Below are 14,484 nucleotides of genomic sequence, written 5' to 3' on the forward strand. Positions count from 1 at the left end.
GCGATGGGCAGCAAGTGCCGAGTTGGCCGGAAGACGCAAGGGGTAGAGGCTTGGAGGCGACAGTCCAGCGTCACCGCCCGACCGTGTTGGAAAACCGCGGCGCGGCGCAAGATTATGATGGCGCTCCGCCGCGAGACGCTGCCATGCTGGACGGCGGAACCATGCTCTCCCGCGACGTGAAGGAGAAGATGATGGCGGATCTCGGCGGTCTGCCACGGCGCCGCAGGATGTAAGGCGGATCGTGGTGCCGTTTCGCGGCATTCGCCGGATCTCGCGTACTTCCATGACGGGCAAGTCGAACACATGGTGCTCTGGGACAATTGGCGGCTGATGCACAGCGCCAAGAGCGTTGCCGCCGATGATCGGCGTGTGATGAAGCGGACGACGATCGCGGGCTATTACGCGCTTGGCCGAGTGGAAGGCGGCGTGCTCTTCCCCGACACTCTTCGGATCGGCGTCTGAGTTACTTGAGTGGAGGGCGCGCTCGGCGCAGGCGATCGGCCGCTCGCGCAAGGGCTGATCGATCAAGGTCGACGCGCTCGCCGCCGTCATCGGCCGTTCCCGTGTCATCTCGGCCTCGTCACCGCGATCGCGCGGCCGCTGCGGGGGCGAGCGCCGGTGCTCGCCAATATGCTGGCCTTCGCGCGCCGCGTGACGCGCTAGGGGCGTCGTCGCACGGGCACCGGCACGTTGCACAAGTCGGCGCCGCCGGCGGGGCGCACGAAGAAGGCGTCGCGCCGGTCGAGGCGCGCGTCCACATAGGCGGCGAAGGCGGCGCCGTCGGTCCGCATCGTCTGATAGGCGGGGCGCCCGGCCGCGGGCAGGTCGGCGGCGAGGCGGATCGAGGCGATCGGGACGCGCTGTCCCGGCCGCTCGTAGACGCCGAGCGCGCCCGTGCCGCGCGGCAGCGCCGACAGCGCCTCGATCCCGTCGATCACGCGGCCGACAACCGCTATGTTGCGATCGAGGTGGCGCGGCGCGTGGCCGATCACCGCGTAGAGTTCGCGCCCGTCGCCGGTATCGGGCGGCATGTCGCGCCCGACGCCGACGAAGCCGTAGCAGTGCGGCAGCCACGCGCGGCCCTCCTCCGACGCCACCGGCCAGCCGCCCGCGAAGCCGACGTGCGCGGCGTAGGCGTCGCGAACCGGCAGCAGCGTGAGGGCGAGGCCGGCAACCGGCCGATCATATTCTGCGGCGGGTTTCGCGATGACTCCGGTCGGCGTTGCGCGCCGATCGGCGGCGTCGCCCCACTGGACGACATAGTTGTCCTGCACGCGCGTGATCGCCCGGCCATCATAGCCGCCGGCGCGTGCGAGCGCGCGGATGTTGGCGACGTGGGCAGGCGCGAAACCGGGCGCGAGCTCGATCGTCACGCGACGCCCGTCGCCGAGCGTCATCACCAGCAGCGCGTCGGCGGGAATGTCGCGCCACGCGGACGCAGGCGCGGCGGCGGCGATCTCGCCGGGGCTGCGCACCGGCGCGGGCGCGGCGGCGAGCGTGGCCGCTGCCGCCACCAGCGCGGCGCCGCGTCGCCAAGCGGACGCGACGCGCACGCGCCTCAGCCCTCGTTCTGCTCGGACTCGGGCGCGCCGAGATGCGACTGCGCAGCGGCCTTGGCGGCCTTGATCCCGCGCGGCTTGCGACCCGGCTTCACCGCGTCCACCACCGCCTCGGCGGCGTGCGCCACCGAGGCGACGACCGCGCCCGCCTCTTCGACCACCTTCTTGCGGCCGAGACCGATCTTGTGCGCGAGCCCGCGGCGCTGCTCGGCATAGGCCGGGGCGACCATCGGATAGTCCCGCGGCAGGCCCCACTTCGCGCGATACTCGTCGGGGCTCATGTCGTAGTTGCTGCGCAGGTAGCGCTTGAGCATCTTCAGCTTCTTGCCATCCTCCAGGCAGACGATGTGGTCCTGCCGGACGGACTGGCGGACCGGTACCGCCGGCTCCTGCTTCGCCGCCGCTTCGGCGGGCGCGGGCTCGCCGGCGCGGGCGAGCGCGTCGTGGACCGCGCGGATGAGCACGGGCACGTCGCCTGCGCCCACGCTGTTGTGGCTGACATGCGCGGCGACGATGTCGGCGGTGAGGCCGATGAGATCGGTATCGGACACGGGATCGCTTACTCCGAAAGCGGGAGAACAGACGGCGCGCAACTAAGACCGTATCCCGTTCCGTTCAAGTATTGGCGGCGATCTTCCGGTTCCGACGACTGGATCAGGCGGCGACGCCGCGCCGTTCGAGGGCGTGCGCCGCCTCGTCGACCAGCGTCGCGAGGATGTCGGCCAGCGGCTCCTCCTTCGTCACCATGCCGACCGACTGGCCCGCCATCAGCGAACCGTGCTCGACGTCGCCGTCGATCACCGCCCGGCGCAGCGCGCCCGCCCAGTAATGCTCGATCTGGAGCTGCGCCTCCGCCATGGCGACGCGGCCCTCGTCGAGCGCCTGCGCCACCTCGCGCTGCTTGGCGCTGAACAGATCGCCGCCAGCGTTCCTGAGGGCCCGGACCGGGATGACGGGAAGGCGCGGATCGATCTGCACCGACGCGACCGCGTCGCGGGCGGACGCGCGGACGAACGCCTTCTTGAAGGCCGGGTGCGCCACGCACTCGGTCGCGCAGACGAAGCGCGTGCCGAGCTGGACGCCCGCCGCCCCCATCTCCAGATAGCCCGCGATCGCCTCGCCGCGCCCGATGCCGCCGGCCACGAACACGGGCAGCTCGGACGCGATCGTGGGCAGCATCTCCTGCGCGAGCACGCTGGTGGAGACGGGGCCGATATGGCCGCCCGCCTCCATCCCCTCGATCACCAGCGCATCGACGCCCGAGCGGATCAGCTTCTTCGCGAAGGGCAGCGTCGGCGGGAAGCAGATCACCTTGGCGCCCGATCCCTTGATCCGCTCGATCGCGCCACCGGGCGGCAGCCCGCCGGCCAACACGACGTGGCCGACCCCATGCCGCGCGCAGACGTCGACGAGGTCGGCGAGCTGCGGGTGCATGGTGATGAGGTTCACGCCGAACGGCCTGTCGGTGAGCGCGCGCGTTCCCGCGATCTCGGCGTCGAGCAGCTCGGGCGTCATCGCGCCGCATGCGATCACCCCGAAGCCGCCGGCGTTGGACATGGCGGCGACGAGGTTGCGCTCGGAAACCCACGACATCGCGCCCGCCATGATCGCGACCTCGGAGCCGAGGAAAGCGATGCCGCGCGCCATCAGGCGATCGAGCCGGTCGCGGCCGGTAAGCCGGGCAGGGACAGGGGCGGGAGGGGAGACGTCGATGGTGGCCATGCCGCCTCCTAGCAGGCCGGCGCGCCGGCTGAACAGACGAAGCCGGATCGCGCTTCGTGCGCTCGCCGCCTTAGCGCCGATCCGGAACAGGACATTGTCTTTGATTAACCCATCCGCTTAACTGGACCTCATCGTTCGACGTGGCAGGGCACCCGCGGTCGAGCGAGGATCGCGATGTCGCGCACCATCTACCGCCCGTCGCGGGCACCGGACCGGACAGGCCCCGCGCGGTGAACGCGCCCGTCCTGCTGCGAGCGCGCGAGGCCGCGCTGCTCGCGCCGCCACTCACGACCGGAGCGGGGCAGCGTGATTTCCTGCCGCACGTCCACCGCATGCGCGGCCTGGCGATCCTGCTCGTCGTCGCCGCGCACTGCTGGCCGTGCTTCGCCTGGACGCCGGCTCAGGAGCACGCGATCCTGCTGCTGCTCGACAACGTCACCGTGCTGTTCATGTTCATCTCGGGCTTCCTCTTCCAGCATCTCTCGCCGCGCTTCCGCTATGCCGCCTACCTGAAGCGCCGGATGGGCATGGTGATGCTGCCCTACCTGCTCGTCTCGATGCCGGGGATCGCGATGGCGGTCTTCGTCGCGCATCGCGAGGATGTCTGGCCGTGGGTGTACCGCCTGCCGGCGTGGCAGCAGGTCGCTTTCTTCCTGGTCACCGGCCGGCACCTCGCGCCCCTGTGGTTCATGCCGATGATGGCGCTGTTCATCCTCGCGGCGCCGCTGTTCGTGCGCGTGGACCGGCGGGGCGGCTATGGCCTGATCCTTCCACTCGCCGCCGCCTTCGCCACCGCGACCGGGCGCGATTGGGCGCCGGGCCTCGCCAACGTGCTGAGCAAGGCGAGCTTCATGGCGCCCGCCTACCTCGCCGGCATGGCGTTCAGTCGGCATCGCCTCGCCTGCGAGGCGTGGTGCGAGGCGCACTGGCGCCTGCTGCTGGCGCTGCTCTGCGCGATCACCGCCGCGATCGCCAGCCGGTGGTTCGCGGCCGATCTCAGCCTCATCCAGAAGCTGGTGATGGCGCCTCTCGTGCTGATGCTCGCCACGCGCGTGCCGGGGGGCGGCCACGTCGACGCCGCGCTCACGCGGCTCGCGACGCTGAGCTTCGGCATCTACTTCGTCCACGGCTACGTCATCTCCGCCGCACGGATCGCCTGCGCGAATTTGGGGGCGCCAAGCCATCCGGCGGGCACGGTGTTCGTACCGTCGGCGATCGCGCTCGCGCCGACGGTGGCGATGGTGACGATCGCCTCGGTGGCGATCGTCGAGGCGGTGAGGCGCGTCGCGGGGGAGCGCAGCCGCTACCTGATCGGCGCATAGTCCCGCGCGCCACGTCGACGGAGGACCGGCATGTCGCCCTGCCTTGTCGTGCCCACGACAAGCTGCGATCCGTGACCGAGGACGCGAAGACTCGGGGGGCGGACGATGAGCGGCATTTCTTACGCAGTGGATATCCAGCGTGCGGGCGGGCGGCTCGACGTTCAGGTCGACTATGTGGTCGATGCCTATCAGGATCCCGAAACCGGCGAGACCTTCAGCGACACGAACTGGATCGCGACCTACAAGGAAGCGGGGAAGGCCGCCGGCAGCAGCTCGGGCAACGGCGCCGATACCAACGTCGTCTACCTGAACCTCGGACTGCCGACCGACGCGGCGCTCCACCGCTATGCCTTCGACTTCGTCGCGCGCAACGATCTCGGCGGCGATCCGGTCAGTCAGCACCTCGACGTCCAGGCCGCGCCCGACGCGACCACCCCCCAGACGCTGATCGGCGGCGAAGGAGTCGACATCCTGATCGGCGGCGTGTCGGACGACGCGCTACGCGGCTTCGGCGGCGACGACATCCTCGACGGCGGCGACGGCGACGATATCCTCGACGGCGGCGCGGGCGGCGACCAGCTCACCGGCGGCGCGGGCTATAACACGCTGGTGGGCGGCGCCGACGACGACAGCTACTTCGTCGGCGCGGCGACCGACACGATCGTGGAGCGCGCGGGCGGCGGGTACGACACGGTCTACTCGACGATCAGCTACACGCTCGCGTCCGACGTCGAGCAACTGGTGCTGACGGGCGGCGGCCCGCTCAGCGGCACCGGCAACGAGATCGCCAACAGCATCGTAGGCAACGGCGAGGCGAACTTCCTGTTCGGGCTCGGCGGCGACGACACGCTGGTGGGCGGCGGCGGTAACGACAGGCTGTATGGCGGCGAAGGCAATGACATACTCGAAGGTGATACCGGCCGCGACCTGATGTATGGCGGGACAGGAAACGACATCTATGTGGTGGACTCGAACTCCGACCAGATTTTCGAAGATTTGAACAGTGGCTCCGACACGGTGCGCGTCGGGAAGATAACCTCTTATTACATGCCGGCGAATGTCGAAATCTTCGAGCGGATCGGCGATAGTGCCGTTTCCGTTTACGGCGGGGCCCTCGCCGAGAGAATGACCGGTGGCGGGGGCGACGATCTGTTTTTCGGATCAAATGGCGCCGACACGCTGATCGGAGGCGCAGGAAGCGACACGGTCAGCTACATAACTTATCTTACCACAACGGGATCGGAGATTTCTGTCGATCTCGGCACCGGGCAAACCGCCGGAAACGCGGCGGGCGACGTCCTCATCGGGATCGAGAACCTGACGGGCAGCGGCTCCGCCGATACGCTCGTCGGGGACGGCGGTGCCAACCGCCTGGACGGCTACTACGGCGCCGACACGCTTCGTGGCGGCGCGGGCGACGACACCATCATCGGCGGCCCGGGCGGCGACGCGATGTTCGGCGACGCCGGGCTCGACACGCTGAGTTACGTCGGCTCGACGAGCGGCGTGATCGTCAACCTGCTGGCCGGCACGGCGAGCGGCGGCGACGCCGCAGGCGACAGCTTTTCCGGCTTCGAGAACCTGATCGGCAGCGCGTACAACGACGTGCTGACCGGCGACGGCGCGTCGAACAGCCTCGTCGGCCGCGAGGGCAACGACACGCTCAGCGGCGGCGGCGGCAATGATTATGTCGACGGCGGTCCCGGCGCGGACCGGCTGATCGGCGGCGCGGGTGTCGACCGGCTCGCCTATGGCGGCTCGTCGGCGGGCGTGACCGTCGATCTCGCGAGCGGCAAGGCCTCCGGAGGCGACGCCACGGGCGACGTCTTCTCCGAGTTCGAGAACCTGCGCGGGAGCAACTTCGCCGACACGCTGCGCGGCGACGCCGGCGCCAACAAGCTGGAAGGCCAGGGCGGCGCCGACCTCCTCGACGGGCGCGGCGGCGACGACCTGCTGACCGGCGGCGCGGGCGGCGATGGCTTCGTCTTCGCAACCGGCTACGGCCACGACCGCATCGTCGATTTCGACGTCCACGACGGCGAGGTGATCCGCCTGTCGCTCGGCGCCTACTACGACAGCTACGACGAGGTCATCGCGGTGGCGAGGGCGAGCGGCGGCAACACGGTGTTCGATTTCGGCGGCGGCGACACGCTGACGCTGGCGGGCGTACAGCTGAACCAGATATCGTCGGCGGACTTCGTGTTCGGTTGAAGCGGGCCGCGCTGAAATTCGGGTTTCGGCGGGGACGAACGACGTGCTAGTCCGCGAGGCGAGACGGCAAGGGCGGTGGGTCGGTACGAAGCCGAAGGAATCGGGACATGAGCGATATTTATGTCAGTTCCACCAGGAACCAGGATGTCCAGATAACGGAAATCCTATTCGGCTACGCGATCGGGGGATACACCGATCCGATCACCGGCCGGTATAGCGACGACACGAGCTGGACGTTGACCACGACGGATCGGAACGGCCAGTCCAGCTACTCCGGTCATGGTGGCGCGGACTATCAGCTCACGACCGGCATACCCGCTCCCGAAGACGGCCAGATGGCGGTCGCGGCCTACGACTTCACCGCTCGCAACGATGCCAGTGGCGAGACGGTGACGCTGCACGTGGACCTGCAGGCGGCGGTCGATGCGGGCGTGGAATTCCCGCCCTTTATCCCGGTTCCGCAAACTTTGACCGGCAGCGATGGCTCCGATTTCCTGGTCGGCGCCGTGTCGGACGACGTGCTGCGCGGATTGGGCGGGAACGACATCATCATCGGCGGCGGTATCTACCGGTCCATCGCCGGAGCGGACAGCATCGACGGTGGCGCCGGGGACGACCAGCTCACGGGCTCCGGCACGCTCGTCGGAGGATCGGGCAACGACTATCTCAACGGTACCGGGATGCTCGACGGCGGGTCGGGTGACGATCAGATCGTGGGAACCGGCACGCTGCTCGGCGGCGCGGGCAACGACTTCCTCGTCGCGACGGGTGGCTCCGTCAGTCTGGAGGGCGGGCCGGGCGCCGACTATCTGGGCGGCAGTTACCTCGCCTCGACGCTCGTCAGCTACGCGCACTCGCCGGGAGCCGTCGTCGTCGACCTCGCCAGCCAGTCGGCCAGCGGCGGCGATGCGGACGGCGACACCCTGTCCGGGATCGAGAGCGCGCAGGGGAGCGAGTTCGACGACAGCCTCTCGGGCGACGGGAACGCCAACCACCTGTTCGGCGGCGGCGGCGCCGACATGCTCCGCGGCGGCGGCGGCAACGACACGATCGTCGGCGGCATCGGCGCGGACACGATGGGCGGCGGCGCTGGCACCGACACGCTGAGCTATGCCGGCTCGTCCGCGGGCGTAACGGTGGATATCGCAGCCGGCGCCGCCGCCGGCGGCGACGCGGCCGGTGATCGCTTCGCGGAGTTCGAGAACCTTCGCGGGAGCAGCTTCGCCGACACGCTCGGCGGCGATGGTGGCGCCAACATCCTCTTCGGCGACGCGGGCGACGACGTGCTCGACGGCCAGGGCGGCAACGACCTGATCGAGGGCGGCGCGGGCGCGGACCGGCTGGCCGGCGGCGCCGGCATCGACACGCTCGCCTACAAGGGCGACATCGCCGGCGTCTCCATCGATCTCGTCGCCAAGGCGGCGAGCGGCGGCGATGCCGCCGGGGACGTCTTTTCCGGCTTCGAGAACGTCATCGGCGGCGCCGGCGCCGACCGGCTGATCGGCGACAGCCACGGCAACAGCCTGGTCGGCAATGCCGGCGACGACACGATCCTGGCCGGCGCCGGCAACGACTATGTCGACGGCGGCCGCGGGAGCAACGTGCTGAGCGGCGGCTCCGGGATCGACCGGCTCTCCTACTCGTCGGCGCGCAACGCCGTCTCGATCAACCTCGCCACCGGCTCCGGCAATCATAGCGACGGCTCCGACACCGTCTCGCAGTTCGAGAATCTCGTCGGCAGCCGCTTCGGAGATTATCTCATCGGTGACAACGGCAGCAACCTGATCGACGGCCTTGGCGGCGACGATCAGCTCGACGGCCGCAAGGGAGACGACGTGCTGACCGGAGGCGACGGGCGCGACAGCTTCCTGTTCCGCACCGGCTACGGCCACGATCGCATCGCCGATTTCTCGGTCGGTGCCGGCGGCGAACAGATCAGGCTCGTGCTCGGACCCGCCTATGACAGCTATCGCGAGGTGATGGCTGCCGCGCACGTGAGCCGCGGCGACACCGTGTTCGATTTCGGCGGCGGCGACACGTTGACGCTCACGGGCGTGACGCCCGCGCAGCTCTCCGCCGGTAACTTCCTCTACGGCTGATCCGGCCTTCGGATCGCTACGCCGCGTCCTCCGCGTCCAGCCCGTAGGCGGTGTGGAGGACGCGGACGGCGAGCTCGGTATAGTCCTGGTGGATCAGCACCGAGACCTTGATCTCCGACGTGGTGATCGCGAGGATGTTGATGCCGCGCCCGGCCAACACGTCGAACATGGTGGCGGCGACGCCCGCGTGGCTGCGCATCCCCACCCCCACCACCGAAACCTTGCAGACTTCCGTGTCGGGGACGAGCGTCGCGAAGCCGATCGTCTCCTTCGCGCGCTCCAGCACATCGAGCGCGCGGGTGAGCTCGGCCGCCGGCACGGTGAAGGTCACGTCGGTGGAGCCGGTGCCGTGCGCCACGTTCTGCACGATCATGTCGACGTTGATCGACGCGTCGGCCAGCGGCGCGAAGATGCCGGCGACGGCGCCCGGCTTGTCGGGCACCGCCGTCAGCGTGATCTTGGCCTCGTTCCTGTCATAGGCGATGCCGGTGATGAGCTGGTCTTCCATCTGGTCTCCGATCTCCTCCTCGCTCACCACGAAGGTGCCCGGCGCCGGCTCCTCGTCGGGATCGCCGAACGAGCTGAGCACCTGCACGCGCACCCGCTCCTTCATGGCGAGCCCCACCGATCGCGTCTGGAGCACCTTGGCGCCCACCGAGGCGAGCTCCAGCATCTCCTCGTAGGTGATCCGCCCGATCTTGCGGGCGCGGGGCACGATGCGCGGATCGGTCGTGTAGACGCCGTCGACGTCGGTGTAGATGTCGCAGCGGTCCGCCTTCATCGCGGCGGCGACGGCGACGGCGCTGGTGTCCGATCCGCCGCGCCCGAGCGTGGTGACGCGGCCCTCGTCGGTCAGCCCCTGGAAGCCGGGAACGACCGCCACCTCGCCGGCGGCGAGGCTCGCGTCCATCGCGGCCGTGTCGATGCCGCGGATGCGGGCCGAGGCGTGCGCGTCCGAGGTGCGGACGGGCAACTGCCAGCCGAGCCAGCTTCGCGCGGGAACTCCGATCGCCTGGAGCGCGATGGCGAGCAGCCCGCTCGTCACCTGCTCTCCGCTTGCCACCACCACGTCATATTCGCGCGGATCGTAGAGCGGCGAGGCCTCGCGGCAGAAGCCGACCAGCCGATCGGTATCGCCCGACATCGCCGAGACGACGACCGCGACCTGATGGCCCTTCTTCCACTCGCGCCGGACCTGGCGGGCGACGACGCGGATGCGTTCGATGCCGGCCATCGATGTGCCGCCGAACTTCATGACGATGCGGGCCACGGGCAGGCTCTGTCGGTTGGGTGGGAGGGCTTGGGCGGAATGCGGGCGACCTGATAGGGGCGGGGCATGAGCGATGCAACCACGACGCCCGCCTCCTCCATCCTGGCGCGCGAGGCCGCGCATTTCGGGGGCCTCGCGGCGGAGTGGTGGGACCCGAAGGGCTCCTCGGCGATGCTCCACCGGCTGAACCCGGTGCGGCTGCGCTTCGTGCGCGAGGCGGTGAATGCGCACTGGGGCGCGGACGCGGCCACGCGCCGCCCGCTGGCGGGGCGGAGCGCGCTCGACGTCGGCTGCGGCGCGGGGCTGCTCGCCGAGCCGCTCGCGCGGATGGGGGCGGCGACCGCCGGGCTCGACGCCGCGCCCGAGAATGTCGCGGTCGCCGCCGCCCATGCCGAGGGCCAGGGTCTGGCGATCGACTATCGTGCGGGCAGCGTCGAGGATCTGGGCGAGGACGAGCGCTTCGATTTCGTCTGCGCGATGGAGGTGGTGGAGCATGTCGCCGATCCCGCGCCGTTCGTGGCGGGGCTGGCGCGCGCGCTGGCGCCGGGCGGCCTGCTGGTGATGTCGACGCCCAACCGCACCGCGCTCTCGCGCTTGGCGCTGGTGACGGTGGGCGAGGGCGCGGGGCTGATCCCGCGCGGCACGCACGATTGGAGCCGCTTCCTGACGCCCGGCGAGCTCGGCGCGCTGCTCGGCCGCGCGGGGCTGGCGGTGACGGAGACGCGCGGCTTGTCGCTCGATCCGCGCCGCGGCTTCGTACTGTCGGACGACGTGACGATGAATTACCTGGTGGCGGCGCGGCACGCCTGACGCCCCTACCTCCGCATGAAGTCGCTCGCGCCTTCCGGCGGCGCCTCGTGAACCTCGACGGCATCGACACGGGCGTGCTCCGGCCCTTCGCGGCAGCGCTCGACCATCGCTTCGATCGCAAGGGCCTCGCCCTCGATCCACGCCTCGACCCGCCCGTCCGCAAGGTTCCTGACCCAGCCCGCCAGCCCGAGCGCGCGCGCCGCGCCGATCGTCCAGTCGCGGTACGAGACGCCCTGAACCCGGCCGGAGATGAGGAGGCGCCGCGCGATCGTCACGTCGTCACCCTGCCACACTCGTCAATCGCCCGTTAACCTTATTCGGCGATGCCTCGTTCACCGCCTCGGTGGTGCGCTTGCCGCGGACGGCGGCCGGTGCTAGCAGCTCTCACCGCGCATCGCGGCGGCGTTCCGCCCGCCGATGCCGGCGCCGGCTTCCTGCCGGTATCCCAGGTTGACGTCCATGATGCCGATTTTCTCCGCTCCCGCAGACCGCCTTGCCAGAGATGGCGGCGCGCGCGTGGCGGATGGCATCGCGACGGCCGCACTCCTTCCCATCCCGGCCGATCCCGCGCGCTTTTCCGCGCGGCGGCCCTTCGCGCGCGCCTCAAGGGGGCTGCGCGCCTGGAGACACATATATGACCCAGCGCATGCTCATCGACGCGCGCCACCCGGAAGAGACCCGGGTCGCCGTTCTATCCGGTAACCGGATCGAGGAGTTCGACTTCGAATCCGCCGAGCGCAAGCAGCTCAAGGGCAACATCTATCTCGCCAAGGTGACGCGCGTGGAGCCCTCGCTCCAGGCTGCCTTCATCGAGTTCGGCGGCAACCGCCACGGCTTCCTCGCCTTCTCCGAGATCCATCCCGACTATTACCAGATCCCCAAGGAGGATCGCGAGGCGCTACTGGCCGAGGAGGCGGAGGGCGCGCTCGACGTCGCGGACGAGGACGACGAGGAGGCGGCGGACGCCGCGCGCGACGCCGAGGACGAGGGCGACGACCTCGACGAGGCGTTCGGCGAGGAGGGCGGCGACTACGAGGAGGGCGAGGCCGAGGCCGGCGAAGGCGAGCCCGCCGCCCCCACGCCCAAGCGCGCCGGCGGCAACGGCGACGCCGATCAGGTGGACGCGTTGCGCCGCCGCCGGCAGTCGCTGCGCCGCCGCTACAAGATCCAGGACGTGATCCACAGGCGGCAGGTGCTGCTGGTGCAGGTCGTCAAGGAGGAGCGTGGCAACAAGGGCGCCGCGCTCACCACCTACATGTCGTTGGCCGGCCGCTACTGCGTGCTGATGCCCAACACGTCGCACGGCGGCGGCATCAGCCGGAAGATCTCCAGCCCGGCCGATCGCAAGCGGCTGAAGTCGATCATGGCGGACCTGAACCTGCCGCGCACGATGGGCTGCATCGTGCGCACCGCCGGCCTTTCGCGCGGCGAGGGCGAGATCAAGCGCGACTTCGACTATCTCGCGCGGCTGTGGGACGAGATCCGCGAGCGTACGCTGGGTTCCTCCGCGCCGGCACTGATCCACGAGGATTCGAGCCTTATCAAGCGCGCGATCCGCGACGTCTACACCCGCGAGGTCGACGAGGTGCTGGTGGAGGGCGAGGGCGGCTACCATGCCGCGCGCGACTTCATGAAGCTGCTGATGCCGGCGCACGCCAAGAAGGTGCGGCCCTATTCGGACGTGGTGCCGCTGTTCCAGCGCTTCGGCGCGGAGGACCAGCTTTCCGCGATGTACAACCCGGTCGTGCAGCTGAAGTCCGGCGGCTACCTCGTCATCAACCCGACCGAGGCACTGGTCTCGATCGACATCAACTCGGGCCGCAACAACCGCGAGCATAATATCGAGCAGACCGCGACGGCCACCAACTTGGAGGCCGCGCACGAGATCGCGCGCCAGCTTCGGCTCCGCGACATGGCCGGCCTCGTCGTCATCGACTTCATCGACATGGACAATAATTCCAATGTCCGGAAGGTCGAGAAGGCGATGAAGGAGGCGCTGAAGAACGATCGCGCCCGCATCCAGGTCGGCCGCATCTCGTCCTTCGGACTGATGGAGATGAGCCGCCAGCGGCTGCGCACCGGCGTGCTGGAGGCCTCCACCCGTGTCTGCCCGCATTGCGAGGGCTCGGGCTTCGTTCGCACCGCCTCCTCGGCGGGCCTGTCCGCGCTCCGCCTGCTGGAAGAGGCCGCCGCGCGCGGCCGGGGCTCGCTGCTCTGCCTGCGCACCAGCCGCGAGGCGGCGATCTACGTGCTCAACCGCAAGCGCCACGAGATCGCCGACATCGAGGATCGCTACGGCGTGCGTATCGAGGTGCTGCCCGACGGCCATGACGAGGGCGCCCGCATGGCGATCGACGTCTCCGGCCCGCCGCCGGCGCACGCGCCCAAGCTGCCGCCGCCGGTGGAGCCCGAGACCGACGACTACGACCTGATCGAGGACGAGGAGGACGACATCGTCGAGGCGGACGACGGCGACGCGGAGGGCCGCGACGCCGAAGGCCGCGACGAGGGCGATCGGTCCGGCCGCAAGCGTCGGCGCCGCCGCCGTCGCGGCGGGCGCCAGAACGAAGGTGGCGATGAGATTTCGGGGGAGGCCGAAGCCGAGGGCCCGGCCGGCGACGCGCCGGTCGACGACGACGCCGCCGCCGAGCGCGTGGTCGAGGCCTATGCCGACGCCGCCGAGCCCGGCACCGAAGCGCCGGAGGGCGAGCACGAGGCCCGCGACGAGGGCGATCGTGCCGGCCGCCGTCGCCGGCGGGGGCGTCGTGGCGGCCGCCGCAGGGATGGTGCGAGCGAGAGCGGCGCCGAGGGTGCCGAGGGTGCCGAGCCGCTGATCGTCGACGCCGGCGACGTCGGCTTCGCCGCGACGGACGTCGAGGAGGCGCCGGTCGGCGCGTCCGCCAACGCGGACTTCGCGCCCGTGCCGCAGGCGGCCGCGCCCGAGGAGCCATCCTCCGACGGCGAGCCCGCGCCGCGCAAGGCGCGCCGCCGCCCCCGTGCTCGTACCGAGGCGGAGAGCGAGCCCGCTATCGTCGCCGGGGCCGACGAGGCGATCATGCCCACTCCCGACGCGTCGCCGGACGAGGCGTCCGGCGACGACGCGCCGCGCCGCCGCCGCTCGCCCCGGCGCAAGCCCGAGACGGAGGCGGCCGAGCCCGCCGCCGAGACCGGCGACACCGCAGAGGCCGCCGCGCCACGCGCCCGGCGTGCGCGGCGCAAGCCTGCCGACGAGCTGCCGCTCGATCCCAGTCCGGCCTTCGACCCCGAGCTGTCGCCCGAGCCGGTCCCCGGCCCGTCCGCGACCGAGACGCTGCCCGAGCCGGCCTTCCCCGAGCCCGTCTCGGCGACGATCCCCGATGCAGGGGCGGAGTCCGAGCCTGAAGGAGAAGCGGCGACCCCGCGTCGCGGCTGGTGGCAGCGCACCTTCGGCGGCTGAGCGTCCCGCCCGCCGCCGCGCCGCACCGCCTTCAGCGCGGGTTCAGGGCGCGGCG

12 protein-coding genes are annotated in these 14,484 nt (G+C 70.7%); 7 read left to right on the forward strand and 5 right to left on the reverse strand.

Features of this window, described 5'->3' with window-relative positions:
* Nucleotides 1-50: 50 nt before the first annotated feature.
* On the forward strand, nucleotides 51-233 hold the full coding sequence (locus ACOFKX_RS11310; RefSeq protein WP_419827078.1) for a hypothetical protein: 183 nt from the start codon (nucleotides 51-53) through the stop codon (nucleotides 231-233).
* Nucleotides 199-462 carry a TauD/TfdA family dioxygenase gene (locus tag ACOFKX_RS11315; RefSeq protein ID WP_419827413.1) on the forward strand — a complete coding sequence of 88 codons (264 nt, stop codon included), beginning with the start codon at nucleotides 199-201 and terminating at the stop codon, nucleotides 460-462. The genes ACOFKX_RS11310 and ACOFKX_RS11315 overlap by 35 nt, the downstream gene beginning before the upstream one ends.
* A gap of 197 nt (nucleotides 463-659) precedes the next feature.
* Here the strand turns inward: ACOFKX_RS11315 and ACOFKX_RS11320 are convergent, their stop codons facing one another.
* From ACOFKX_RS11320 to ACOFKX_RS11330, 3 genes are all read right to left on the reverse strand, one after another.
* A complete protein-coding gene (locus ACOFKX_RS11320; protein ID WP_419827079.1) occupies nucleotides 660-1,553 on the reverse strand; it encodes a peptidylprolyl isomerase in 894 nt (297 codons plus the stop codon).
* A gap of 5 nt (nucleotides 1,554-1,558) precedes the next feature.
* On the reverse strand, nucleotides 1,559-2,110 hold the full coding sequence (locus ACOFKX_RS11325; protein ID WP_419827080.1) for a MucR family transcriptional regulator: 552 nt from the start codon (nucleotides 2,108-2,110) through the stop codon (nucleotides 1,559-1,561).
* Nucleotides 2,111-2,213: 103 nt separating this feature from the next.
* Nucleotides 2,214-3,281: an NAD(P)H-dependent flavin oxidoreductase gene (locus tag ACOFKX_RS11330; RefSeq protein WP_419827081.1), complete on the reverse strand. Its 1,068-nt coding sequence runs from the start codon at nucleotides 3,279-3,281 to the stop codon at nucleotides 2,214-2,216.
* Nucleotides 3,282-3,511: 230 nt separating this feature from the next.
* On the opposite strand from ACOFKX_RS11330, the gene ACOFKX_RS11335 reads away from it, so the two are divergent.
* The 3 genes from ACOFKX_RS11335 (at nucleotide 3,512) to ACOFKX_RS11345 (ending at nucleotide 8,913) form a co-directional block, all read left to right on the forward strand.
* Nucleotides 3,512-4,603, forward strand: a complete 1,092-nt coding sequence (locus ACOFKX_RS11335; protein ID WP_419827082.1) for an acyltransferase family protein — start codon at nucleotides 3,512-3,514, stop codon at nucleotides 4,601-4,603.
* Nucleotides 4,604-4,708: 105 nt separating this feature from the next.
* Nucleotides 4,709-6,814, forward strand: a complete 2,106-nt coding sequence (locus ACOFKX_RS11340) for a calcium-binding protein (RefSeq protein ID WP_419827083.1) — start codon at nucleotides 4,709-4,711, stop codon at nucleotides 6,812-6,814.
* Between the two features lie 107 nt (nucleotides 6,815-6,921).
* Nucleotides 6,922-8,913: a calcium-binding protein gene (locus ACOFKX_RS11345; protein WP_419827084.1), complete on the forward strand. Its 1,992-nt coding sequence runs from the start codon at nucleotides 6,922-6,924 to the stop codon at nucleotides 8,911-8,913.
* Between the two features lie 16 nt (nucleotides 8,914-8,929).
* On the opposite strand, the gene ACOFKX_RS11350 is transcribed toward ACOFKX_RS11345, so the two are convergent.
* The gene (locus tag ACOFKX_RS11350; protein WP_419827085.1) at nucleotides 8,930-10,183 is read right to left on the reverse strand and encodes an aspartate kinase; all 1,254 of its coding nucleotides are present in this window, start codon (nucleotides 10,181-10,183) and stop codon (nucleotides 8,930-8,932) included.
* Between the two features lie 66 nt (nucleotides 10,184-10,249).
* On the opposite strand from ACOFKX_RS11350, the gene ubiG reads away from it, so the two are divergent.
* Entirely contained in the window at nucleotides 10,250-10,993 is a 744-nt protein-coding gene (gene ubiG / locus ACOFKX_RS11355) for a bifunctional 2-polyprenyl-6-hydroxyphenol methylase/3-demethylubiquinol 3-O-methyltransferase UbiG (protein ID WP_419827086.1), read from the forward strand.
* Between the two features lie 5 nt (nucleotides 10,994-10,998).
* On the opposite strand, the gene ACOFKX_RS11360 is transcribed toward ubiG, so the two are convergent.
* The gene (locus tag ACOFKX_RS11360; protein WP_419827087.1) at nucleotides 10,999-11,268 is read right to left on the reverse strand and encodes an acylphosphatase; all 270 of its coding nucleotides are present in this window, start codon (nucleotides 11,266-11,268) and stop codon (nucleotides 10,999-11,001) included.
* 359 nt (nucleotides 11,269-11,627) lie between these two features.
* Here ACOFKX_RS11360 and ACOFKX_RS11365 point away from each other — a divergent pair, with 359 nt between their 5' ends.
* Complete coding sequence (locus ACOFKX_RS11365; protein WP_419827088.1) at nucleotides 11,628-14,429, forward strand: Rne/Rng family ribonuclease; 2,802 nt, start codon at nucleotides 11,628-11,630, stop codon at nucleotides 14,427-14,429.
* Nucleotides 14,430-14,484: the final 55 nt, after the last annotated feature.

This window comes from Sphingomonas sp. (assembly GCF_965200105.1).
GTDB lineage: Bacteria > Pseudomonadota > Alphaproteobacteria > Sphingomonadales > Sphingomonadaceae > Solisphingomonas.

Bases quoted from the DNA above. Each gene is read 5' to 3' on its own strand.
- ACOFKX_RS11330 (WP_419827081.1), bottom strand. From the start codon at position 3,281: ATGGCCACCATCGACGTCTCCCCTCCCGCCCCTGTCCCTGCCCGGCTT.
- ACOFKX_RS11340 (WP_419827083.1), top strand. From the start codon at position 4,709: ATGAGCGGCATTTCTTACGCAGTGGATATCCAGCGTGCGGGCGGGCGG.
- ACOFKX_RS11345 (WP_419827084.1), top strand. From the start codon at position 6,922: ATGAGCGATATTTATGTCAGTTCCACCAGGAACCAGGATGTCCAGATA.
- ubiG (WP_419827086.1), top strand. From the start codon at position 10,250: ATGAGCGATGCAACCACGACGCCCGCCTCCTCCATCCTGGCGCGCGAG.
- ACOFKX_RS11365 (WP_419827088.1), top strand. From the start codon at position 11,628: ATGACCCAGCGCATGCTCATCGACGCGCGCCACCCGGAAGAGACCCGG.